Below are 23,188 nucleotides of genomic sequence, written 5' to 3'. Positions count from 1 at the left end.
CTGTAGTCGTAGGCCGACTCCCTCCCCGCGGAGTCTGGTGCTGCAGCGACACAGTCGGCCGACCCCCCGCTGGACCGAGGAGCCCTACGCCATGACCACCGTGAACCCCGCCGGTAATCCTGTCGGCCGCCCCACCCCGATCACCAACGCGACGCACCTCCAGAAGCCGTCCGGGATGCCGGTCCACAAGTACCGCGGCTACGAGGCCGTCGACATCGCCGACCGCACCTGGCCCGGCAACCGGATCACCGCGGCCCCCCGCTGGCTGTCCACCGACCTGCGCGACGGCAACCAGGCCCTGATCGACCCGATGTCCCCGGCCCGCAAGCGCGAGATGTTCGACCTGCTGGTCAAGATGGGCTACAAGGAGATCGAGGTCGGCTTCCCCTCCTCCGGCGAGACCGACTTCAACTTCGTCCGCTCCATCATCGAGGAGGGGGCGATCCCCGAGGACGTGACGATCTCCGTCCTGACGCAGGCCCGCGAGGAGCTGATCGAGCGCACCGTGGAATCCCTGGCCGGCGCGCACCGGGCCACCGTCCACCTCTACAACGCCACCGCCCCCACCTTCCGCCGTGTCGTCTTCCGCGGCTCGCGCGAGGAGGTCAAGCAGATCGCGGTGGACGGCACCCGGCTGGTCATGGAGTACGCCGAGAAGATCCTGGGCCCGGAGACGGTCTTCGGCTACCAGTACAGCCCGGAGATCTTCACCGACACCGAGCTGGACTTCGCCCTGGAGGTCTGCGAGGCCGTCTGCGACGTCTGGCAGCCGGAGGAGGGGCGCGAGATCATCCTCAACCTGCCCGCCACCGTGGAGCGTTCGACGCCCTCCACCCACGCGGACCGCTTCGAGTGGATGTCCCGCAACCTGACCCGCCGCGAGTTCGTCTGCCTGTCGGTCCACCCGCACAACGACCGGGGCACCGCCGTCGCCGCCGCCGAGCTGGCCATCATGGCCGGCGCCGACCGCATCGAGGGCTGCCTGTTCGGGCAGGGCGAGCGCACCGGCAACGTCGACCTGGTCACCCTGGGCATGAACCTGTTCTCCCAGGGCGTCGACCCGCAGATCGACTTCTCGCAGATCGACGAGATCCGCCGCACCAGCGAGTACTGCAACCAGATGGAGATCCACCCGCGCCACCCCTACGCGGGCGATCTGGTCTACACCGCCTTCTCCGGCTCCCACCAGGACGCCATCAAGAAAGGCTTCGACGCCCTGGAGCGCGACGCCGCCGCCCGGGGGAAGACGGTCGACGACATCGAGTGGGCCGTGCCGTACCTGCCGATCGACCCGAAGGACGTCGGCCGCTCCTACGAGGCCGTCATCCGCGTCAACTCGCAGTCCGGCAAGGGCGGCATCGCGTACGTCCTGAAGAACGACCACAAACTGGACCTGCCGCGCCGGATGCAGATCGAGTTCTCCCGGATCATTCAGGCCAAGACCGACGCCGAGGGCGGCGAGGTCACCCCGGCCCAGATCTGGACCACCTTCCAGGACGAGTACCTGCCGAACCCGGGTGACGCCGCGGCTCGGTGGGGACGCGTACAGATCCGCTCCGGCCAGACCACCACCGACACCGACGGCAAGGACACCCTGACGGTCGAGGCCACCGTCGACGGCACGGACACCGTGCTGAGCGGCACGGGCAACGGACCGATCTCCGCGTTCTTCGAAGCGCTGCAGGCCATCGGCATCGACGCCCGGCTGCTGGACTACACCGAGCACACGATGAGCGAGGGCGCCAGCGCCCAGGCCGCCTCGTACATCGAGTGCGCGATCGACGGCAAGGTCCTGTGGGGCATCGGCATCGACGCCAACACCACCCGCGCCTCGCTCAAGGCGGTCGTCTCCGCGGTCAACCGCGCGGCCCGCTGACCCGTCCGGGCCCTTCCGGCCCCGCGGATCCTCCCCCTCGTACGGACGTCCGATTCGACCTCGTACGACGGCATTGAGAGGCCCCGACCGCCCGCCGCGGGTGGTCGGGGTTCGGCCATATCCGGGGGTTGTGACGTCCAAGAGGCTGACGCCCCCTCGCGCGTGTGGCTAACATCACGTCCAACACACGGCAGTGTTGCCGGAGCGTTACGGAGGTGTGCGACGTGCGGTCAGCCAAAGGACAACGCGCTCTGAGGCCCGTCCTCTGCGGCGTTCGCACCATCTGGGACGCCGTCGGCGACGGCGCCTTCTTCTGCCCCGGCTGCGGGGGAGACCGCAACTACCGGCGGCTCACCGGCCGCCGCCGCCTCACCGTCCTCGGCGTCCCCCTGGTCCGGCGGGGCGAGGCCGCCCCCGTCGTCGAGTGCGCCGCCTGCCTCGCCCACTACGCCCCCGAGGCACTGGACCACCCGACCACGACCCGGTTCTCCGCGATGCTCCGCGAGGCCGTCCACACCGTCACCCTGGCCGTTCTCGCCGCCGGGGGCACCACCTCCCGCACGGTCCTGGAGGCCGCCGTCGCCACCGTGCGCGACGCCGGGCTCGACGACTGCACCCAGGAGCAGCTGTTCACCGTGGTCGAGGTGCTGGCCGCCGACACCGGGCAGGGCTCCGGGTCCGACCCGGCCGCCGAGGCGTGCGGCCCGACCCTCGCCATCGAGCTGCACGAGGTGCTGGCCCCGCTCGCCCCGCACCTGGCCGCCGCCGGCCGCGAGTCCGTCCTCCTCCAGGGAGCCAGGATCGCGCTGGCCGACGGGCCCTACTGCGCCGCCGAGCGCCAGGTGCTGACCACGGTCGGTAGCGCCCTCCAGCTTCCCGCCGAGGACACCGCCCGCCTGCTGGCGGCAGCCGCCCGCACGCCCTCGTAGAGCCCTCTCCGCGGCCGGCCCGCCACGGGCGGCCCCGGGTGGGCGACAATGGGCGCATGAGCTTGTTCCGGGACGACGGCATCGTGCTGCGTACGCAGAAACTGGGCGAGGCCGACCGGATCATCACGATCCTGACCCGCGGCCACGGCCGGGTCCGCGCCGTCGCCCGCGGGGTGCGCCGCACCAAATCCAAGTTCGGCGCCCGCCTGGAGCCCTTCTCCCACGTCGACGTGCAGTTCTTCGCGCGCGGCAGCGAGCTGGTCGGCCGCGGGCTGCCACTCTGCACCCAGAGCGAGACGATCGCCCCCTACGGCGGCGGGATCGTCGCCGACTACGCCCGCTACACGGCGGGCACCGCGATGCTGGAGACCGCCGAGCGGTTCACCGACCATGAGGGCGAACCGGCCGTCCAGCAGTATCTGCTGCTCGTCGGCGGGCTGCGGACCCTCGCCCGGGGCGAGCACGCCCCCCACCTGATCCTGGACGCGTTCCTGCTGCGCTCGCTCGCGGTCAACGGGTACGCGCCCAGCTTCGAGGACTGCGCCAAGTGCGGAATGCCCGGCCCGAACCGGTTCTTCTCCGTCGCGGCGGGGGGCGTCATATGCGGTGACTGCCGGGTCCCCGGGAGCGTCGTACCCTCGGCACAGGCCCTGGCCCTGCTGAGCGCGCTGCTCAGCGGCGACTGGGTGACGGCGGACGCGTGCGAGGCGCGTCATGTCAGGGAGGGGAGCGGACTGGTGTCCGCCTATCTGCACTGGCACCTGGAGCGCGGACTGCGCTCGCTGCGGTACGTGGAGAAGTGACGCGGTGCGTCGGGCAGACGACGCGGTGCGTGGACAGGACCGACCCCCCAGTTGCCGGTGGGTCCAAGTGACACAGGGAGACTGAGAAGCTCATGGCAGTACGCGGGATCCTCGGCGGCCGAAGCCGGCGCACGTACAAGACCCCCGAGCCGCACCCCACGGGCGCGACGCCCCCGAAGATCCCCGGTGAGCTGGTGCCCCAGCACGTCGCCGTCGTGATGGACGGCAACGGCCGCTGGGCCAAGGAGCGGGGTCTGCCCCGGACCGAGGGCCACAAGGTCGGTGAGGGCGTCGTCATGGACGTCCTCAAGGGCTGTATCGAGATGGGCGTCAAGAACCTCTCGCTGTACGCCTTCTCCACGGAGAACTGGAAGCGCTCGCCGGACGAGGTGAAGTTCCTGATGAACTTCAACCGCGACGTGATCCGCCGCCGCCGCGACGAGATGGACGAGCTCGGCATCCGCATCCGCTGGGTGGGCCGTATGCCCAAGCTGTGGAAGTCCGTCGTCCAGGAGCTCCAGGTCGCCCAGGAGCAGACCAAGGACAACGACAGGATGACGCTGTACTTCTGCGTCAACTACGGCGGCCGCGCCGAGATCGCGGACGCCGCGCAGCGCATCGCCCAGGACGTGGCGGCCGGGAAGCTCGACCCGTCCAAGGTCAACGAGAAGACCTTCGCGAAGTACACGTACTACCCGGACATGCCGGACGTGGACCTCTTCGTGCGCCCCAGCGGCGAGCAGCGCACCTCGAACTACCTGATCTGGCAGAGCGCGTACGCCGAGATGGTCTTCCAGGACGTTCTCTGGCCGGATTTCGACCGCCGGGACCTGTGGCGGGCCTGCCTGGAGTACGCCCAGCGCGACCGCCGCTTCGGCGGGGCGGAGGCGGTGGAGGCCGCCAAGGCGGCGAAGGCCGCGGAGGCCGCCGAGAAGTGACGCGCGGCGCGGTGGCCTGAAGGTTGACGCGAAAGAGGCGGGCCCGGGGCGCGTGGAGCGCCCCTGGACCCGCCTCCTGCCGTTCGTTACGCCTTGCTCGCGGCGCACTCCGCACACGTGCCGAAGACCTCGACGGTGTGCGCGACGTTCACGTAGCCGTGCTGGGCGGCGATCATCTCGGCCCACTGCTCGACGGCCGGCCCCTCGACCTCCACCGCCTTGCCGCAGAGCCGGCACACCAGGTGGTGGTGGTGATCACCGGTCGAGCACCGCCGGTAGACGGCCTCGCCCTCGGTGGTGCGCAGGACGTCGACCTCACCGGCGTCGGCGAGGGACTGCAGGGTCCGGTAGACCGTGGTCAGGCCCACGGAGTCGCCGCGGTGCTTGAGGACGTCGTGCAGCTCCTGGGCGCTGCGGAATTCGTCGACCTCGTCGAGCGCCGCCGCCACCGCCGCCCGCTGCCGGGTGGACCGGCCGCGTACCGGCGCTGCGTTCGTGCCACTGATCGGCGCCGTGGCCACAGGTGCCTCCTCGTGTCGCCCGTACATGTGTCGGGCCATTGTGCCAGCCCGGCCGGGTGTCTCCGGCGAACACGTACGGTGCGACGCCGTCGCACCGTACGGTGTCACACCCGTACGTCGTCCCGGTCCCGGCGGGCCGCCGGTACTTCCAGGGTGCACTCGGCGCCCCTGGCCTCGCTCGCCCGCGCCCGGCGTCTCGCGAGCGGGGCGGCGAGCACGGTCAGGGCGACGAACACCGCGATGGCCAGCAGCACGATCGTCGCGCCGGGCGGAACGTCCTGGTAGTAGGAGGTCACGGTGCCGGTGAGGGTCACGGCCGTGCCGATCACGACGGACAGCACGAAGGTGGCCTTGAAGGACTTGGTGATCTGCTGCGCCGCGGCCACCGGAACCACCATCAGCGCGCTGACCAGCAGCAGGCCGACGACGCGCATCGCGACGGTCACGGTCACGGCGGCGGTCACCGCGACGAGCAGGTTCAGCACCCGTACCGGCAGCCCGGACACCCGGGCGAACTCCTCGTCCTGGCTGACGGCGAACAGCTGCCGCCGCAGTCCCACGGTGACCAGCACCACGAAGGCCGCCAGCACGCAGATCGCGGTGACGTCCGACGCGGAGACCGTGGCGAGCGAGCCGAAGAGGTACGAGGTCAGGTTGGCGTTGGACCCCGTGTCGGACAGGTTGATCAGCATGACGCCGCCCGCCATGCCGCCGTAGAACAGCATCGCCAGGGCGAGGTCGCCGCGGGTGTGTCCGTACCAGCGGATCAGCTCCATCACGACCGCACCGGCCACCGCGACGGCGGTGGCCATCCAGACCGGGTTGGTGGAGAGCAGGAAGCCGAGGCCGACGCCGGTCATCGCGATGTGCCCGATGCCGTCGCCCATCAGGGCCTGCCGCCGCTGCACCAGGTAGATGCCGATGGCGGGCGCGGTGATGCCGACCAGCACGGCCGCGATGAGCGCCCGCTGCATGAAGGGGGGGTTCAGGAATTCCAGCATCATCAGGTCAGCAGTCCCGTCCGGACGGGCTCGGCGGCCGCGTGGGGGTGTACGTGGTCGTGGCCGGGCAGCGCGTGCTGGCCGAGTGCCTCGGGCGGCGGGCCGTCGTGGGTGACGCAGCCGTCGCGCAGCACGACGGCCCGGTCGATCAGCGGCTCCAGCGGGCCCAGCTCGTGCAGCACCAGCAGCACGGAGGTGCCCAGCGCCACCTGCTTGCGCAGGGTCGAGGCCAGGATCTCCTGGCTGGCCAGGTCCACTCCGGCCATCGGCTCGTCCATGATCAGCAGCTCCGGCTCGGCGGCCAGGGCGCGGGCTATCAGGACCCGCTGGTGCTGGCCGCCCGACAGGGCGCTCACGGAGTCCTTGGCGCGGTCGGCCAGCCCCACCAGCGCGATGGCGCGCTCCACGGCCGCCCGGTCCGCCTTCCCCGGCCACCGCAGCCCCGTACGGGACAGCCGCCCGGAGGCGACGACCTCGCGGATCGTGGCGGGCACGCCGCCCGCGGCCGTGGTGCGCTGCGGGACGTAACCGATCCGGCCCCACCGGCGGAAGCGGCGCAGCTCGGTGCCGAACAGCTCGACCGTGCCGCCCGTCAGCGGGACCTGCCCGATGGCGGACCGTACGGCGGTGGACTTGCCGGAACCGTTGGCGCCGAGCAGTGCGACGACCTCGCCGCGGTGCACGGCCAGGTCCACGCCGCGCAGCACGGGGCGCGCGCCGAGGGTGGCCGTGGCGCCGCGCAGGGCGATCACGGGCTCCTGGGCGGGCTCGCGGGCGGCCGTGCGGGCTGCCCGGTGGGCGGGTCCGTGCGCGGCCTCATGGGTGGTGCTCTCACGCTCCGGCACGAGCGCCTCCGATCCGGGGGTGGTGCGGTTCCTCGGGGTGGTGCGGGTCACTTCGCGCCGAGTGCCTTCCGCAGCGCGGCGAGGTTGGACTCCATGACCTCGATGTAGTCAGCGCCCTGGGACTTCTCGGTGATTCCCTCCAGCGGGTCCAGGACGCCGGTCCTGAGGCCGGTGTCCTTCGCGAGGGTCTTCGCGGTCCGGTCGCTGGCGAGCGTCTCGAAGAAGACGGTGGTGGCCTTCTCCTTCTCCGCGATGGTGTGGATCTCCTGGATCCGGGCGGGGCTCGGCTCGGCCTCGGGGTCGATGCCCGCGATGCCCTGCTGGGTGAGCCCGTAGCGCTCGGCGAGGTAGCCGAAGGCGGAGTGGGTGGTGATGAAGGTCTTGGTGGAGGTGTTCTTCAGCCCGGTCTCGAACGCCGTGTTCAGCTTGCCCAGCTCGGCGACGAGCGCGTCGGTGTTCTTCTTGTAGTCGGCGGCGTGGTCGGGGTCGGCCTTCCCCAGGGACGCGCCCACTCCCTTGGCGACCTCGGCGTACTTCACGGGGTCCAGCCAGATGTGCGGGTCGGCGCCGCCCTCCTCGCCGTGGTTGTGGCCGTCGCCCTCGGAGTGCTCCTCGTGGGCCTCCTCCTCGTGGCCGTGCTCGTCCGCGTGCTCGTCCCCGTGTTCGTCCGTGTGCTCTTCTTCGCCCTCGTGGCCGTGGTCGTGGCCGACGACCTCGGAGCCGTGGTTCTCCAGCGTGGTCAGGGTCGCGGCGTCGACGGTGTTCTTCACACCGGACTGCAGAATCGCGTCGTCCACGACGGGCTGGATGCCCTTGAGGTACAGGACGTAGTCGGACTCGCTGATGGAGCCGATCTGGCGGGGGGTGAGCTCCAGGTCGTGCGGCTCGACGCCCGGCTTGGTGAGACCGGTGACGGTGACGTGCTCGCCGCCGATCCTCTCGGCCAGGAACTGCATCGGGTAGAACGACGCCGTCACCTTCAGCTTGCCGCCGTCGCTCCCGTCGGCGGCGTCGGAGGTGGAGCAGGCCGAGAGGGCGGTCAGGCCGAGGACGACTGCTCCGGCGACGGCGGTGGTGGGTATCAGGCGGCGTACGTTCATGACAGTCATTTTCAACAAAAGTGGAAACGATTGTCAACAAGACGGATGAGATGCCCGGAAGATCACAGAGTGGCGGCGGAGGAATCGCTCGCCCCCCTATCGATTTGATCCCAGGGGTGCGCCCGCCGGTAATCTGAGGCATTCGCCCGCTCGTCTCCCGACCGCCACCCCCGTCGAGGCGCGTGCGCGCCGCCCCTGTCCAGTTCCGCCGTCGTAATGAAGAGAGCACCGTGGCCGCCGACAAGATCGACACCATCGTCAGCCTGAGCAAGCGCCGTGGCTTCGTCTACCCCTCCAGTGAGATCTACGGTGGTCAGCGCGCCGCCTGGGACTACGGGCCGCTGGGCGTCGAGATGAAGGAGAACCTGAAGCGCCAGTGGTGGCGCTACATGGTCACTTCGCGCGAGGACGTGGTCGGTCTCGACTCGTCGGTCATCCTGGCCCCGGACGTCTGGGTCGCCTCCGGCCATGTCGCCACCTTCTCCGACCCGCTGACCGAGTGCACCTCCTGCCACAAGCGCTACCGCGCCGACCACCTGGAGGAGGCGTACGAGGAGAAGCACGGCAAGCCGCCGGTCAACGGCCTCGCCGACCTCAACTGCCCCAACTGCGGCAACAAGGGCACCTTCACCGAGCCCAAGGAGTTCTCGGGCCTGCTCTCCACCCACCTCGGCCCCACCCAGGACTCCGGCTCGGTCGCCTACCTGCGCCCCGAGACCGCCCAGGGCATCTTCACCAACTTCGGCCAGGTGCAGCAGACTTCCCGCAAGAAGCCGCCGTTCGGCATCGCGCAGGTCGGCAAGTCCTTCCGGAACGAGATCACTCCGGGCAACTTCATCTTCCGGACCCGTGAGTTCGAGCAGATGGAGATGGAGTTCTTCGTCAAGCCGGGCGAGGACGAGGAGTGGCAGCAGTACTGGATGGACCAGCGCTGGAACTGGTACACGGACCTCGGCATGCGCGAGGAGAACATGCGCTGGTTCGAGCACCCGCAGGAGAAGCTCTCCCACTACTCCAAGCGCACCGCCGACATCGAGTACCGCTTCCGCTTCGGCGGCAGCGAGTGGGGCGAGCTGGAGGGCGTCGCCAACCGCACCGACTACGACCTCAAGGCGCACTCCAAGGCGTCCGGCACCGACCTCCAGTACTACGACCAGGAGGCCGGCGAGCGCTGGACGCCGTACGTCATCGAGCCCGCGGCCGGTGTCGGCCGCGCGATGCTGGCGTTCCTGCTCGACGCCTACATCGAGGACGAGGCGCCCAACGCCAAGGGCGTCATGGAGAAGCGCACCGTGATGCGCCTGGACCCGCGCCTGGCTCCGGTCAAGGTCGCGGTCCTGCCGCTCTCCCGCAACCCGCAGCTCTCGCCGAAGGCCAAGGGCCTGGCGGCCGACCTGCGCAAGAACTGGAACATCGAGTTCGACGACGCCGGCGCCATCGGCCGCCGCTACCGCCGTCAGGACGAGATCGGCACCCCGTTCTGCGTCACCGTCGACTTCGACACCCTCGACGACAACGCGGTGACCGTGCGCGAGCGCGACACGATGAAGCAGGAGCGCGTCTCCCTGGACCAGATCCAGGCGTACCTCGGCGCCCGTCTGATCGGCTGCTGACACCTCGTACGCTCCGTACGCTCGTACACGAGTGAGGCCCCCGGTTCCGGGTACAGAACCGGGGGCTTCGTCGTCCACCGGAGCCCCGCCGGTCCCGGAGGTACGCGATGTCGCACCTGGCCGATGCCCATCGGGCGACGGTCGGTCCGACGGACTGAAATTCCGGTGCGGGGCGCACCGGCAGCGGGGTACGGTCTCCGCATGTCTTCGTTCTTCCAGATCTACGAGTGAGAGCGCGGCGGGCCCCGACCGCCCGCCGCCCACCGGATCGATCTCGATCACCCGATCACTTCCTTCCTCATTTCTCACCATGAAAGGGAGAACACCGTGGCCAAGAGCCGCAACAACCTCCTCGGCGTCGGCGGACAGCGCAAGAAGCTGTCCCGCGCCGAACAGCAGGGCGCGGGTTCCGTGCGCGACGCCGACCGCAAGGCCGCCGAGGACAAGAAGCAGGAGCTGGTGCGCAAGATGCGCGAGCGCGCCGAGGCCCAGGCGGCCACGACCGCCGAGCCGGGCGAGCAGGACGCTCCCGCGCAGAGCTGACACCCGAGCGGTACCCGTACCGCCCCGTACGACCGTGGGCCCGGATCATCCGTGATCCGGGCCCACGCGCGTGTCCCGGTCGACCACGCCCGGACGACGCGAAGCCCCCGGCTCCGGCCCAGCCGCACCTGCCCGCCGGCCGTTCTCGCCCGCGGCCGTCCGGCGTCCCTGGGTATCGTGCAGACTCCCGCGGCTGTTCCGATCTTGGCGGGAATCCGAGCGGAGGGCGTGAAGGTGATCGCAGAGCTGGAGGCGGGGGACCCGCGTCAGGTGGGCCGGTACCGGATCGTGGCCCGGCTCGGCGCGGGCGGTATGGGCCGGGTCTTCCTGGCGCGTACCCCCGGCGGCCGGTCGCTCGCGGTGAAGGTGGTGCGCGCGGAGCTCGCCGAGGACACCGGGTTCCGGCAGCGGTTCGCCCGCGAGGTGGCCACCGCCCGCCGCGTGACGGGCGTCTTCACGGCCTCGGTGGTCGATGCCGACCCGGAGGGGACTCCCGCGTGGCTGGCCACCGAGTACGTACCGGGGATGTCGCTGGGAGAGGCGATAGCGGAGCACGGCGCGTGGCCCGGACCGGCTGTACTCGCGCTCGGTGCGGGGCTGGCCGAGGCGATGGAGGCGATCCATGACGCCGGGGTCGTCCACCGGGATCTCAAGCCGTCGAACGTCCTGCTGGCGTCGGACGGCCCGCGAGTGATCGACTTCGGGATCTCGCTGACGGACGGGACGAGCGTCCTCACCCAGACCGGCACGGTCGTCGGGACCCCCGGGTTCATGTCCCCGGAGCAGCTGGTGTCGGGCGGTCAGGTCGGCCCGGCGAGCGACGTGTTCTCGCTGGGTGCGGTGCTGACCTACGCCGCGACCGGCTCGGGACCGTTCGGCGCCGGCGCGCCGCACGCCCTGCACTACCGCATCGTCCATGAGCGGCCCGACCTGAGCGCCCTGCCCCCGGTGCTCGGCGCGGTGGTGGCCCGATGCCTGGCCAAGGACCCGGAGGAGCGGCCCGCCGTGGCGGACCTGCTGGCGGAGCTGGCCCGGGCACTGCGGGACGAGGGGCAGGAGGCGCCCCAGCCGCACTCCGAGCACGGCTGGCTGCCGCTGCCGGTGGCGCGGGCGCTCCAGGAGCACGTCCGGGGCGGAATCGCGCCGCCTCCACCGCAACCGGGGGAGGCCGGTGCCGAGGCCGGCCAGGCCGCCCACCACGCCCCCACACGGACCGGCAGGGCGCCACGGCCGGCTCCGGCCCACCCGCCGACGGCCCTTGCCGCACCGGCGCCCGCCCCCGAGGCGGTCCCCGCGCCGGTACCGGCGGCTCCGCCCCCGGCAGCTCCGTCGTCCCCGGGCGCACCCCTCACCGACGGGGCCCCCGGCCGCACCCGCCGCCAACTGCTCATCGCCGCCGCCGCGCTGGGCACCGCGGGCATCGGCTTCGCCGGCTGGCAGCTCGCCGGCGACTCCGGAGGCGGCACGGGCGAGGAGTCCTCGGGCGACTCGTCCCCCAAGGGCTCCGGCGGCAACCGGTCCTCCGGCGGTTCCTCCGGCGGCAAGGTCGCGAGCGGCACCCTGCGCTGGTCCGTTCCCGAGTTCAACGCGCCGTCCCCCGCGTCGGTCGCCGACGGCACCGTCTACATGGGCCATTGGGGCGGCAGCAGCTCCGAAGAGGCATCCCTCCGCGCCCTCGACGCCTCCAACGGCAGGCAGCGCTGGAGGGTGACCATGCCCGACCAGGCGTCGGGCGCGTCCCCGGTTTTCGCCGGCGGCACCGTCTTCATGGCCGGTGACGGCGGGTTGCAGGCCCTCGACGCCGCCGACGGGAGCCGGCGCTGGTCCTTCCCGCTGCCCGACGAGCCCCTGGCCACGTCACCGGTGTTCGCCGACGGCACCGTCTGCGTCGGCGGCAGCCGGGGCACGCTGTACGCCGTCGACGCCGGGACCGGGCGGCGGCGCTGGCGCTACCGCTACCCGGGGAACGGGCACAACTCCGGGCCCGCCCCGGTGATCGCCGATGGCATCGTCTACATCGGCGACGGCCAGGGCGAACTGCACGCGGTCGACGCCGCCACCGGGCGAAGGCGCTGGACCAGCCCGACGAAGCCGGACCGGGCGGTGCTCCATCCCGCGGCGGTCACGGACGGCACGGTCTGTCTCAGCAACGACGACATGCTGTACGGCTTCGACGCCGCCGGCGGAAAGCGCCTCTGGGACTTTCCCACCATGCGCGAGTACTCCACGCCGGTCGCCGCCGACGGCGTCGTCTACGTGCACGAGTCCGACGGCTACCTGTACGCCGTCGACGGCGCGAACGGAAAGCAGCCCTGGCGCTTCCCCCTCAACGGCAGGGTGGAGGGAGCCCCGTCCGTCGGTGAGGGCACGGTCTGCTTCGGCGGCAAGGACGGCACGGTGTACGCGGTCGACACCGCCACCGGGCGGGAACGCTGGGTCTTCGACACCCGCGGCGAGGCCCGGGACGACAGCGTCGTACTCCAGGTCCCTCCGGTCATCGCCGACGGCACGGTCTACTTCACCGCCGGCGACGATCTGATGCTGGAGCTCCCCGCTCTGTACGCGGTGGCCCTCTGAGCCATCGGCTCCGCCCGACGACAGCCGCCGCTCCTTCGCCGCCGCCCGCAGGACGTGACCCGGGACACTCGGGGCCGAGACGGCGGCGGGCAGGGCGGCCCTGGCGGACGGGAGGCGGATCAGTCGAGACAGAACTCGTTGCCCTCGATGTCCCGCATCACGATGCAGGACTCGTTCTCACCGTCGGCACGCATCGTCCGCAGATGTACCGCGCCCAGCGCGACCAGCCGTGCGCATTCGGCTTCGAGCGTGGCCAGCCGCTCCTCACCCACGAGCCCGAGACCGGCCCGCACGTCGAGGTGCAGCCGGTTCTTGACGACCTTCCCTTCGGGCACGCGCTGGAAGAGCAGGCGCGGGCCGGCCCCCGAGGGATCACTGCACGCGAAGTAGACCACCTGCTCCTCGGGCGGCAGGGAACGGTGGTAGTCCTCCCAGGTGGTGAAACCCCTCGGGACCGGGGGGACGACATACCCGAGCACCTCGCACCAGAAGTCGGCGAGACGGGCGGGTTCCGCGCAGTCGATGGTCACTTGGAGCTGCCTGATCGTTGACATCGGCGCACGATAACAGGGCTCCCGCTCACCCTCCCGGGTGGGTCGACGGGGCGGCGGGGGCCCCAGCACCGGTCGCGGGCCACCCTGACGAGGCCCCCGAAGCGGGGAAGCCGGCGGGGGCGCCGTCGCGTGAGATCCCGCGCACCGGCCCCGTCGACGGGGTCAGTGACCTTCCGGTCGTTCGCCGGGCGGGCGCAGGCGAACAGCCGGAGCCCCGGCCCCCGGGCAAGCGTCCGGCGCGGGCGGTGCGAGGGTCTTCTTGGCCCCTTCGCGGGGGGAGGTCCAGACTGTGGACGGTCCCCCGCCTCGACCCCGCCCGCCGGGCCTTCTCGCTCCTCTCGTCGTCAGGAACTGCCGTGTCCCACCCCTCCGCCGCCCTTCGGGCGGACAACGCCACTCCGCAGCCCGGCACGCACCGCTTCAGCGATGTCATCAGCCGCATCGCGGAGGAGATGGCCGCACTGCCCGACCACGGCACTCCCGCCGACTACATTCCGATGCTCGCCGGGGCCGACCCCCGGCGGTTCGGCATGGCCGTCGCGGAGCCGGACGGAACCGTCTACGGTGTCGGCGACTGGCGGCACCCGTTCTCGACGCAGTCCATCTCCAAGGTGTTCGCCCTCGCCCTGGCGCTCTCCCTGGACGGCGAGCAGATATGGCGGGGCGTGGGGCGCGAGCCCTCGGGCAACCCCTTCAACTCCCTGGTGCAGCTGGAGTACGAGAACGGGATTCCCCGTAACCCGTTCATCAACGCCGGCGCCCTGGTGGTGACCGACCGGCTCCAGGCCCTGACCGGGGACGCCGCCGGCCGGGTGCGGGAGCTGCTGCGCTCGGAGAGCGGCAACGCCGCCATCGACTTCATCCCGGAAGTCGCCGCGTCCGAGGCCGCCTACGGGGACCGCAACGCCGCGCTGGCGCACTTCATGGCCGCCTACGGCAACATCACGCTCCCGGTCTCCGAGCTGCTCTCCGCCTACTTCCGCCAGTGCTCGATCGAGGCGTCGTGCGCGGACCTGGCCCTCGCCGCGGGGTTTCTGGCCCGGCACGGTGTCCGGGCCGACGGGTCGGCGCTGTTGTCCCGCAGGCAGGCGAAGCAGGTCAACGCGGTCATGCTCACCTGCGGGACGTACGACGCGGCCGGGGAGTTCGCCTACCGGGTGGGGCTGCCGGGCAAGAGCGGCGTCGGCGGGGGGATCATCGCCATCGTGCCCGGGGTGTGCACCCTGTGCGTATGGAGCCCGGGGCTCGACCGGCGCGGCAACTCGGTGGCGGGCGTGTCGGCCCTGGACCGCTTCACCACGCTGACCGGGCTGTCCGTCTTCTGAGGCGTCCCCGCGGACTGAGGCGTCCCCGTGGAGGAGGGCGCCGCCCGGCCGCCGGCCGATGCCGGCGAGCCGGCCGGCGCGGTGCCGCGCGCTCGGGGCGACGGGACGGTGCGGACGCGCCGCGCGGACGCGCTGGCCGCCGCGAGCGCCGCCGGTCTCGGCGTATCCGGGACGCCGACGGCCCGCCGGGGCCCGCGTCCGCTCCGTGACCGCCGGTGCGGGCCCCCGGGCCGGGGCTCACGCCACCGTGCGCGGCAGCCGCAGGCTCAGCCCGGTCGTCAGCGCCACCGCCGCCAACTGCACCAGCAGGGTCGCCACCAGCGCGTCCCGCATGCCCCGGCCGGGCACCAGGGCCAGGAACAGGGTGCCCAGCGTGGCCACCCCGAGCGCCAGCGCCGCCTGCTGCGTCGTCGTCATCACGCCGCCGCCCACCCCGGCCTTCTCCGGCGGTACGTCGGACAGCACGATCCGGAACAGGACGGGCAGTTGGAGGCCCTGCCCGAGGCCCGCGATCGCGACCCCGGGCAGCAGGCCCAACGGGCCGAGCCCCTGCCAGGCGAAGTGCACGGTGAGCGCCAGGACCACCACGCCGGCCGCCTGGATCAGTCCGCCCGCCGTCACGACCCGGCTGCCGTACCGGCGTACCAGGCGCGGCCCGGCCAGCGAGGCGCCGAAGAACGCGAGGGCCATCGGGGCCAGCGAGAGGCCGGCCGCCGCCGGGCCCAGCCGCAGGCCCGACTGGAGCACCACGGCGATCACGAACATGAAGCCGCCGAAGCCGAGCGAGAACGGCACCACCAGCGCCAGGCCCCGCCGCAGCGAGTCCAGCCGGAGCAGGCTCGGCGGGACCAGCGGCACCAGGCCCCGCCGGTCGGCCCGCCGCTCCACCCGGTAGAAGGCGTACGCGGAGAGGGGGAACAGCCCCAGCGAGATCCAGGTCCACAGCGGCCACCCGGCGGCCCGCCCCTCCGTCAGCGGGGCCAGCAGCGTCACCAGCGACAGCGCCAGGAGGAGCGTTCCGGGCACGTCCACGGGGGCCGGGCGGTCCGAGCGGGTCTCCGGTACCGCGCGGGCGGCCAGGATCAGGCCCACCGCCGCCACCGGCACGTTCACCAGGAAAACCGACCGCCAGCCCGCGCTCTCGCCGAACACGGAGGACATCGGGGCGGCGGCGACCAGCACCCCGCCCAGGATCTGGCCCGCGACCATGGACAGCCCGACCGTCGCCCCGTACAGGCTCATCGCCCGCGCCCGGCGCGGGCCCCGGGTCGTCGCCTGGATCGTGGCCAGCACCTGCGGCAGCATCAGAGCGGCGGCCGCGCCCTGCGCCACCCGGGCGCCGACCAGCGTCCAGGCGTCCGGGGCGAGCCCGCAGGCCAGCGAGGTGATGCCGAAGGCCGCCATCCCGACGAGGAACAGTTTCCGGCGCCCCGCCATGTCGCCGAGCCGGCCGCCGAGGACCAGCAGGACGGCGTACGCGAGGCCGTAGCCCGCGACCACGAGTTCGAGCATGGCCGGGCCCGCGTCGAGGTCCCGGCCGATCGCGGGCAGCGCGACGTTGACGATGAAGAAGTCGATGAGGGGGAGCGCCGCGCCCAGCAGCACGGTGAAGAGTCCCAGCGCGCCCAGCTCGGGCGCGGGGTGGTCGTGGCGGATCTCCCCCGGGGCGGTGACGCGGGCCGACCGTGCCGCGGCGGGGGAGGGGAGGGTCTGGTGTACGGAGGATTCACTCACGCCGTCGACTCTCCCGCCCGTCCCAGCCTGGTACCAGAGTGTCTTTATCCTGGTACAAGCGGTACCTGGCAACAGGCCGGGGCGCCCGGCACCCTGGAGGCATGACGAGCATGGCAGTCGACCCGCTGACCGCGCCGGGCGGCACGGAATCCGCGTCCGCCGTCCGGCGGCACGAACTCGCCGCCTTCCTGCGCAGCCGCCGCGAGCGCATCACCCCCGAACAGGCCGGCCTCGTCCGGGGCCGACGACGCCGCACCCCCGGGCTGCGCCGCGAGGAGGTCGCCCAGCTCTCCGCCGTCGGGGTCACCTGGTACACCTGGCTCGAACAGGCCCGGGACATCCACGTCTCCTCCCAGGTGCTGGACGCCCTCTCCCGCGCCCTGCTGCTCGACCCGAGCGAGCGCGCCCACCTCTTCGCGCTCGCCGGAACCCCGGACCCGGCCCCCGGCACCGAGTGCCCGTCCGTCACCCCGGCGATCCGGACCATGCTGGAGCAGCTGGACCCCATCCCGGCCTGCGTCCAGAACAGCCGGTACGACGTCCTCGCGTACAACCGCACCTACGCCCTGCTGCTCTGCGACCTGGACGCCCTGCCGCCCGAGGAGCGCAACTGCCTGCTGCTGGCCTTCACCCACGACGACTGGCGGGCCTCGGTCGTCGATCTGCCCGAGGTCACCCGGATGATGGCCGCCAAGTTCCGCGCCTCGATGGCCGGGCACCTCGCCGAACCCGCGTGGAAGGCGCTGCTGCACCGGCTGGAGAGCCGGTCGCCGGAGTTCCGGGAGGTGTGGGAACGCCACGAGGTGGTCGACCAGCGGGGCCGCACCAAGTACATCCGCAACGCCCACGTGGGCCTGCTGCACGTCGAGCACACCAACCTCTGGCTCGGCCCGGCCAGCGGCCCCCGCCTGGTCAGCTACCCGCCGATGGACGCCGAGACCCGCGCCCGGATGGAGCGGCTGCACCGGATCGCCCTGGGCGCCGCGCCGCGCGGAACCGCCCGCGCCGGGTCCGGCGGCCCCACGGCCCCCGGCGGAACCGCTCACGCCACGGCCCCCGGCGGCCCGACGGCTCCCGAGGGCGCCCCGGGCCCCGGTGGCGCCCCGGGCCCCGCCGGGACCGGGGCCGCCACCCGTCCGGCGTACGCGACAATGGGGCCATGACCACGCTCGCCCCCGCCCTCCCGCAGCTCTCCATCGGCCCGCACACCGTGCGGCCGCCGGTCGTGCTGGCCCCGATGGCCGGCATCACCAACGCCCCGTTCCGGACGCTGTGCCGGGAGTTCTCCGGCGGCAAGGGGCTGTTCGTCAGCGAGATGATCACCACCCGGGCTCTGGTCGAGCGCAACGAGAAGACCATGCAGCTCATCCACTTCGACGCGGCCGAGACCCCGCGCTCGATCCAGCTGTACGGGGTGGACCCGGCCACCGTCGGCAAGGCGGTCCGCATGATCGTCGACGAGGACCTCGCCGACCACATCGACCTGAACTTCGGCTGCCCCGTCCCCAAGGTCACCCGCAAGGGCGGCGGCTCCGCGCTCCCGTACAAGCGGCCCCTGCTGCGGGCCATCCTCAACCAGGCGGTCTCCAACGCCGGTGGCCTCCCGGTCACCATCAAGATGCGCAAGGGCATCGACGACGACCACATCACCTTCCTCGACGCCGGCCGCATCGCCGTCGAGGAGGGCGTCACCGCCGTCGCCCTGCACGGGCGCACCGCCGCCCAGCACTACGGCGGCACCGCCGACTGGGACGCCATCGCCCGGCTCAAGGAGCACGTCCCGGAGATCCCCGTCCTCGGCAACGGCGACATCTGGTGCGCCGACGACGCCCTGCGGATGATGCGGGAGACCGGCTGCGACGGCGTCGTCGTCGGGCGCGGCTGCCTGGGGCGGCCCTGGCTCTTCTCCGACCTGGTGAACGCCATGGAGGGCAGCCCGACCCGGCACGCGCCCGCCCTGCGCGAGGTCGCGGACGTCATGGTCCGCCACGCGACGCTGCTGGGGGAGTGGATCGGCGACGAGGCCCGTGGCGTGATCGACTTCCGCAAGCACGTGGCCTGGTATCTGAAGGGCTTCGCGGTCGGCTCCGAGATGCGCAAGAAGCTGGCGGTCACCTCCTCGCTGGAGGAGCTGAGCGGGCAGCTGCACGAACTGGACCTCGACCAGCCCTGGCCGGACGGCGCGGACGGCCCGCGCGGCCGGACCTCGGGCAACAACCGGGTCGTCCTGCCGGACGGCTGGCTGAAGGACCCGTACGACTGCTCGGGCGTCAGCGCCGACGCCGAGCTGGACACCTCCGGCGGCTGATCCCGCAGGGGGCGGCCGGGAAGCCGCCCCCCGGTACCGCCCCCGGGGCCTCCCGCCCGGCCGGCGCGGCCGCAGCACGTACGGAGGACGGGGGCCCTTCCCCGACTGTGCGCAGATCTGCGCCCACTTCATGATCGGACCGTGCGCGCCAGGCCCCCCGATCCCTGGCCCCGTCAGGTTCTGTACCTGCGACAACCCCGACATGACCGGCTTTTCTCTTCCTCGTCTCTTGCGGCACGAGACATCGGACGTTCACGCACCGGACATTCGGGGCGGGCGAACTGATGCCAGCTTGTATGAACAAGTTGCCTCACTTCGCTCCCGGGAGACACACCGTGCGCAGAGCCCGACCCCGCCCCCGCGTCCGCACATCCGGCCGTGCGGCCGCCGCCGTCGCCTTCGGAACGGCCGCGCTCACCGCCCTCACCGCGTGCGGCGCCGCACCCGAGAAGCAGGTCGCGACCGGGGTGAGGGGGGTCAAGTTCACCGAAGCCGCCTCGGTCGCCGACTTCGGCGGGATGGAGAAGCTGGTCGCCGCCGCCGAGAAGGAGGGCGAACTGAACGTGATCGCCCTGCCGCCGGACTGGGCGAACTACGGCGAGCTGATCGCAGCCTTCCAGGACAAGTACAAGGTGAAGATCAAGAGCGAGACCCCGGACGCCTCCAGCTCCGACGAGATAGCCGCCGTCAAGGCCCGCAAGGGCCAGGAGCGCGCCCCCGACGTCCTCGACCTCGGCATCGCCTTCGCCCGCAGCGGCGCGGCCGAGAACCTCTTCGCCCCGTACAAGGTCGCCTCCTGGGACAAGATCCCCGACAGCCAGAAGGACGCGGACGGCCGCTGGTACAACGACTACGGCGGCTACGTCTCCATCGGCTGCGACGCCGCCCGCATCAAGGTCTGCCCCGAAACCTTCGCTGACCTGCTCAAGCCCGCGTACAAGGGCAAGGTCGCCCTCAACGGCAACCCGACCAAGTCCGGTTCCGCCTTCGGCGGCGTGTACGCGGCCTCCCTCGCCAACAAGGGCTCGTTCGGGGACATCCAGCCCGGCATCGACTTCTTCGGCAAGCTGAAGAAGAGCGGCAACTTCATCCCCGTCGAGTCCACCCCGGCGACCGTCGAGAAGGGCGAGACGCCGATCAGCGTCGACTGGGACTACCTGAACGCCGGGTACGCCGACCAGTTCAAGGGCAAGGGCGTCGACTGGAAGGTCTCCGTGCCGGCCGACGGCGTGTACGCCCAGTTCTACTCGCAGGCCATCAACAAGGACGCCCCGCACCCGGCCGCCGCCCGCCTGTGGATGGAGTACCTGTACAGCGCCGAGGGCCAGAACCTCTGGCTCAAGGGCTACGCCCGCCCCGTGCTGCTGCCCGCCATGACCGAGGAAGGCACCGCCGACAAGACCTTCGTCGCCAAGCTGCCCGAGGTCACCGGCACGCCGGCCTTCCCCAGCTCCGACGACCTCGACCGGGCCAACGCCACGCTCGCCGAGAACTGGGACAAGGCCGTCTCCTGATGACCGTCCCCCATCCGCCCGCCGCCCCGGGACCCGGGGCGGCCGCCGCGAAGGCCGGAGGCCGCACCCCCCGCCGCCGGCCGCCCCGCGCCTGGCTCGGCGCACTCCCGCTGCTCGTCTTCGCCGGGCTCTGCTTCGGACTGCCCGCCGGAGCCCTGCTGTACGGGGCCCTCACCCGCACCGACCCGGTGGCCGGCACCACCCGGCTCACCGGCGAGCACCTGGCGCGCTCGCTCCAGGGCCCCTACCTCACCTCGCTCACCGGCAGCGTCGAACTGTCCGCCCTGACCGCCGCGCTCGCCACCGTGCTCGGCGTGCTGATCGCCCAGGCCGTCGTCGCCTCCCGGCGCGGCGCCCTGCGCGGCGCGGTGCTCACCGCCTCCGGCGTCCTCGCCAACTTCGGCGGGATCCCGCTCGCCTTCGCCTTCGTCGCGACCCTCGGCATCTCCGGGGTCGTCACGGAGATCGGGCACCTGGACGCGCTCGACTGGAACCTCTACTCCTTCACCGGACTCACCGTCATCTACCTCTACTTCCTCATCCCGCTCATGGTGCTCGTCGTCATCCCCGCGCTGGACGGGCTGCGCCCGCAGTGGCGGGAGGCCGCACTCAACACCGGGGCCACCACCTGGCAGTTCTGGCGCCACGTCGGCCTGCCGGTCCTCGCGCCCGCGCTGCTCGGCGGCTTCGTCCTGCTCTTCGGCAGCGCCTTCGCCGCGCACGCCACCGCCGCCGCCCTGGTCGGCGGCTCCGTCCCGCTCGTCACCCTGAAGATCGCCGACGCGCTGTCGGGCAACGTGCTGGTCGGCCAGGAGAACGTGGCCCTGGCGCTGAGCCTCGACATGATCGTGATCGCCGGACTGGTGATGGCGGTCTATCTGCCCCTCCAGCGACGGAGTTCCCGATGGCTGCTCTGACGACTCCCGCCGCCCCGACCGCCCCGGCTCCGGGCTCGGCTCCGGGCCCGGCGCCGGCCTCCGCCGGGGCGAAGGCGGCCCGCCGCCGGCCGCGCCTTCTGCGCGGAGCGGTGCTCGCGGTCGCTGGGCTGTACTTCCTCGCGCCGCTGGTCTCCTCGTTCGTGTTCACCGTCCACGTGCCGGGGCAGGGCCTCACATTCGCCGCGTACAGCGGAATCCTGTCGGCCGACGGCTTCACGGAGAGCCTCCTCCTCTCGCTCTCCCTCGCCGCCGCGACGATCGCGCTGGCCCTGCTGCTCGTCGTGCCCGCCCTGGTCGCGGTCCGGCTCGGGACGCCCCGGCTGCGCGCCGCCGTCGAGATCGTCTGCATGCTGCCGCTGGTGGTGCCGCCGATCGCCCTGGTCACCGGGATCGCCACGGTGCTGCGCTGGGGGCCCGACCACCTCTCCCGCACCCCGCTCTACCAGACCTTCCTCGCCGTGCAGAACGAGTCGTTCCCGGTGGTGCTGGTGCTCGCCCACACCGTGCTGGCCCTGCCGTTCGTGCACCGCTCGCTGGACGCCGGACTGCGCGCGGTCGACGTGCCGACGCTGGTGGAGGCGGCCCGGAACTGCGGGGCGGGGCGGCTGTACGTGATCCTCCGCGTCATCCTGCCCAACCTGCGCTCCTCGCTCGCCGGCGCCTCCTTCCTGACCCTGGCGCTGGTGCTGGGCGAATACACGGTCGCCTCGCTGCTGGGTTTCCGCCCGTTCGCCGTGTGGATCGTCTCCGTCTCCGGCTCCGAGGCCCGGATGTCGGTCGCGGTGTCCCTGCTCAGTCTGCTCATCACCTGGGCCCTGCTGCTCGTCCTCTCCCGCGCCGGAACCGGCTCGGCCACCGCCGTCCCCGCCGCCGCCCCCACCTCCGTACCCGGCAAGGAGTAGCCACCCATGTCAGCCCTGCCCACCGCCACCGCCCCCACCGGACGCCCCGGGCCTGCCGGGGCCGACGCCCCGGCCGGGCGGACCGCCGCCGGAGCCCGGGTGGAGTTCCGCTCGCTGCGCCGTGCGTTCGGCCCGACCGTGGCCCTCGACGGCCTCGACCTCACCGCCGAACCCGGTGAACTGCTCGCCCTGCTCGGTCCGTCCGGCTGCGGCAAGACCACCGCGCTGCGGGTGCTCGCCGGATTCGAGCAGCCCGACTCCGGCGAGGTCCTGGTGGACGGCGAGGACATCACACCGGTCCCCGCCAACCGGCGCGACGCCGGCATGGTCTTCCAGTCCTACAGCCTCTTCCCGCATCTGAACGTTCGCGACAACGTGGCCTTCGGCCTGCGCGTGCGGAAGGCGCCCGCCGCCGAGCGGCACGCCACCGCCGCCGAGCTCCTCGACCTCGTCGGCCTGCCCGACCACGGCGGGCGCTTCCCGCACCAGCTGTCCGGCGGCCAGCAGCAGCGGGTCGCCCTGGCCCGCGCGCTCGCGCTGCGGCCCCGGGTCCTGCTGCTCGACGAACCGCTCTCGGCACTGGATGCCAAGGTGCGGCTCGCCCTCCGCGAGGAGATCCGCCGCCTCCAGCTGTCCCTCGGGATCACCACCGTCTTCGTCACCCACGACCAGGAGGAGGCCCTCTCCATGGCCGACCGGGTCGCCGTCCTCAACGCGGGCCGCCTGGAGCAGTGCGCGCCCCCGGCCGAGCTGTACGAACGCCCCGCCACCGCGTTCGTCGCGGAGTTCGTCGGCACGATGAACCGGCTGCCGGGCCGTCTCACCGGGACCGGTTCGGTCGAGGTCGCGGGCAGCACCCTGCCCGTCGACGGCGAGGCCCCGGCGGGCAGCGGGCCCGTCGGTGTGCTGCTCCGGCCCGAGAGCGTCCGCGCCGAGGCCGACCCCGACGGCACCGCCACCGTCGTCTCCGCCTCGTTCCTCGGCTCGGTCACCCGGGTGCTGCTCGACCTCCCGGGCGGCACCGCGGTCAAGGCCGACCTGCCCTCGCGGGACGCCGCCGAACTGCTGCCCGGCGTACGGGCCCGGGTCACGCCGGTGCCGCGCCCGGTGCTCGTCGTCCCCGCAGCGCCCGTACGCGGACCGGCGGCCGGAAAGGCGGGGGTGTGA

Annotated in this window: 19 protein-coding genes and 1 pseudogene; 14 read left to right on the top strand and 6 right to left on the bottom strand. The window is 72.4% G+C overall.

Annotated features, from left to right (window positions below; all coding sequences use genetic code 11):
- The first annotated feature begins 91 nt into the window (after positions 1–91).
- The 4 genes from leuA to ACIQMU_RS05560 all read left to right on the top strand — a co-directional run bounded on the left by leuA (position 92) and on the right by ACIQMU_RS05560 (position 4,546).
- Positions 92–1,876, top strand: a complete 1,785-nt coding sequence (gene leuA, locus ACIQMU_RS05575; protein ID WP_352241434.1) for a 2-isopropylmalate synthase — start codon at positions 92–94, stop codon at positions 1,874–1,876.
- Between the two features lie 224 nt (positions 1,877–2,100).
- Positions 2,101–2,805, top strand: coding sequence for a TerB family tellurite resistance protein (locus ACIQMU_RS05570; RefSeq protein WP_352241432.1), 705 nt, complete (start codon positions 2,101–2,103; stop codon positions 2,803–2,805).
- 56 nt (positions 2,806–2,861) lie between these two features.
- Complete coding sequence (recO, locus tag ACIQMU_RS05565; RefSeq protein ID WP_352241431.1) at positions 2,862–3,608, top strand: DNA repair protein RecO; 747 nt, start codon at positions 2,862–2,864, stop codon at positions 3,606–3,608.
- Positions 3,609–3,700: 92 nt separating this feature from the next.
- Positions 3,701–4,546, top strand: a complete 846-nt coding sequence (locus ACIQMU_RS05560; protein ID WP_352241430.1) for an isoprenyl transferase — start codon at positions 3,701–3,703, stop codon at positions 4,544–4,546.
- An 86-nt stretch (positions 4,547–4,632) separates the two neighbouring features.
- On the opposite strand, the gene ACIQMU_RS05555 is transcribed toward ACIQMU_RS05560, so the two are convergent.
- From ACIQMU_RS05555 to ACIQMU_RS05540, 4 genes are all read right to left on the bottom strand, one after another.
- Positions 4,633–5,067, bottom strand: coding sequence for a transcriptional repressor (locus tag ACIQMU_RS05555; RefSeq protein ID WP_352241429.1), 435 nt, complete (start codon positions 5,065–5,067; stop codon positions 4,633–4,635).
- Between the two features lie 104 nt (positions 5,068–5,171).
- A complete protein-coding gene (locus ACIQMU_RS05550; RefSeq protein ID WP_402688263.1) occupies positions 5,172–6,071 on the bottom strand; it encodes a metal ABC transporter permease in 900 nt (299 codons plus the stop codon).
- Positions 6,071–6,913, bottom strand: a complete 843-nt coding sequence (locus ACIQMU_RS05545; RefSeq protein ID WP_388538229.1) for a metal ABC transporter ATP-binding protein — start codon at positions 6,911–6,913, stop codon at positions 6,071–6,073. Before ACIQMU_RS05545 ends, ACIQMU_RS05550 begins: the two co-directional genes overlap by 1 nt.
- A gap of 47 nt (positions 6,914–6,960) precedes the next feature.
- The gene (locus ACIQMU_RS05540; RefSeq protein ID WP_352241426.1) at positions 6,961–8,013 is read right to left on the bottom strand and encodes a metal ABC transporter substrate-binding protein; all 1,053 of its coding nucleotides are present in this window, start codon (positions 8,011–8,013) and stop codon (positions 6,961–6,963) included.
- Between the two features lie 230 nt (positions 8,014–8,243).
- Between ACIQMU_RS05540 and ACIQMU_RS05535 the strand changes: the two genes are divergently transcribed.
- From ACIQMU_RS05535 to ACIQMU_RS05525, 3 genes are all read left to right on the top strand, one after another.
- Positions 8,244–9,626, top strand: coding sequence for a glycine--tRNA ligase (locus tag ACIQMU_RS05535; RefSeq protein ID WP_352241425.1), 1,383 nt, complete (start codon positions 8,244–8,246; stop codon positions 9,624–9,626).
- A 327-nt stretch (positions 9,627–9,953) separates the two neighbouring features.
- Complete coding sequence (locus ACIQMU_RS05530; RefSeq protein ID WP_352241424.1) at positions 9,954–10,169, top strand: DUF6243 family protein; 216 nt, start codon at positions 9,954–9,956, stop codon at positions 10,167–10,169.
- A 228-nt stretch (positions 10,170–10,397) separates the two neighbouring features.
- Positions 10,398–12,746 carry a PQQ-binding-like beta-propeller repeat protein gene (locus ACIQMU_RS05525; RefSeq protein WP_402688262.1) on the top strand — a complete coding sequence of 783 codons (2,349 nt, stop codon included), beginning with the start codon at positions 10,398–10,400 and terminating at the stop codon, positions 12,744–12,746.
- A 119-nt stretch (positions 12,747–12,865) separates the two neighbouring features.
- Here the strand turns inward: ACIQMU_RS05525 and ACIQMU_RS05520 are convergent, their stop codons facing one another.
- Positions 12,866–13,300 (bottom strand): VOC family protein, encoded by a 435-nt coding sequence (locus ACIQMU_RS05520; protein WP_402688261.1) that lies wholly within the window; start codon positions 13,298–13,300, stop codon positions 12,866–12,868.
- Positions 13,301–13,656: 356 nt separating this feature from the next.
- On the opposite strand from ACIQMU_RS05520, the gene ACIQMU_RS05515 reads away from it, so the two are divergent.
- Positions 13,657–14,625, top strand: a complete 969-nt coding sequence (locus ACIQMU_RS05515; RefSeq protein ID WP_352241420.1) for a glutaminase — start codon at positions 13,657–13,659, stop codon at positions 14,623–14,625.
- Between the two features lie 237 nt (positions 14,626–14,862).
- On the opposite strand, the gene ACIQMU_RS05510 is transcribed toward ACIQMU_RS05515, so the two are convergent.
- Positions 14,863–16,281, bottom strand: a complete 1,419-nt coding sequence (locus ACIQMU_RS05510) for an MFS transporter (RefSeq protein ID WP_352241532.1) — start codon at positions 16,279–16,281, stop codon at positions 14,863–14,865.
- A 179-nt stretch (positions 16,282–16,460) separates the two neighbouring features.
- On the opposite strand from ACIQMU_RS05510, the pseudogene ACIQMU_RS05505 reads away from it, so the two are divergent.
- From ACIQMU_RS05505 to ACIQMU_RS05480, 6 genes and pseudogenes are all read left to right on the top strand, one after another.
- Positions 16,461–17,336, top strand: a pseudogene (locus ACIQMU_RS05505) (helix-turn-helix transcriptional regulator); the annotation flags it as partial.
- 182 nt (positions 17,337–17,518) lie between these two features.
- Positions 17,519–18,667 carry a tRNA dihydrouridine synthase DusB gene (gene dusB, locus ACIQMU_RS05500; RefSeq protein ID WP_352241418.1) on the top strand — a complete coding sequence of 383 codons (1,149 nt, stop codon included), beginning with the start codon at positions 17,519–17,521 and terminating at the stop codon, positions 18,665–18,667.
- A 335-nt stretch (positions 18,668–19,002) separates the two neighbouring features.
- Positions 19,003–20,181: an extracellular solute-binding protein gene (locus ACIQMU_RS05495; RefSeq protein WP_352241417.1), complete on the top strand. Its 1,179-nt coding sequence runs from the start codon at positions 19,003–19,005 to the stop codon at positions 20,179–20,181.
- Entirely contained in the window at positions 20,181–21,098 is a 918-nt protein-coding gene (locus tag ACIQMU_RS05490) for an ABC transporter permease subunit (protein ID WP_352241416.1), read from the top strand. Before ACIQMU_RS05495 ends, ACIQMU_RS05490 begins: the two co-directional genes overlap by 1 nt.
- The gene (locus ACIQMU_RS05485) at positions 21,086–22,021 is read left to right on the top strand and encodes an ABC transporter permease subunit (protein WP_352241415.1); all 936 of its coding nucleotides are present in this window, start codon (positions 21,086–21,088) and stop codon (positions 22,019–22,021) included. The genes ACIQMU_RS05490 and ACIQMU_RS05485 overlap by 13 nt, the downstream gene beginning before the upstream one ends.
- Before the next feature lie 6 nt (positions 22,022–22,027).
- Positions 22,028–23,188 (top strand): ABC transporter ATP-binding protein, encoded by a 1,161-nt coding sequence (locus tag ACIQMU_RS05480; protein ID WP_352241414.1) that lies wholly within the window; start codon positions 22,028–22,030, stop codon positions 23,186–23,188.

Origin of the sequence: Streptomyces sp. NPDC091649, assembly GCF_044756785.1 — a bacterium.
Classification (GTDB): domain Bacteria; phylum Actinomycetota; class Actinomycetes; order Streptomycetales; family Streptomycetaceae; genus Streptomyces.
The sequence above is the reverse complement of the archived record's forward strand: the minus strand, read 5'-3'. Positions and strand labels throughout refer to the sequence as shown.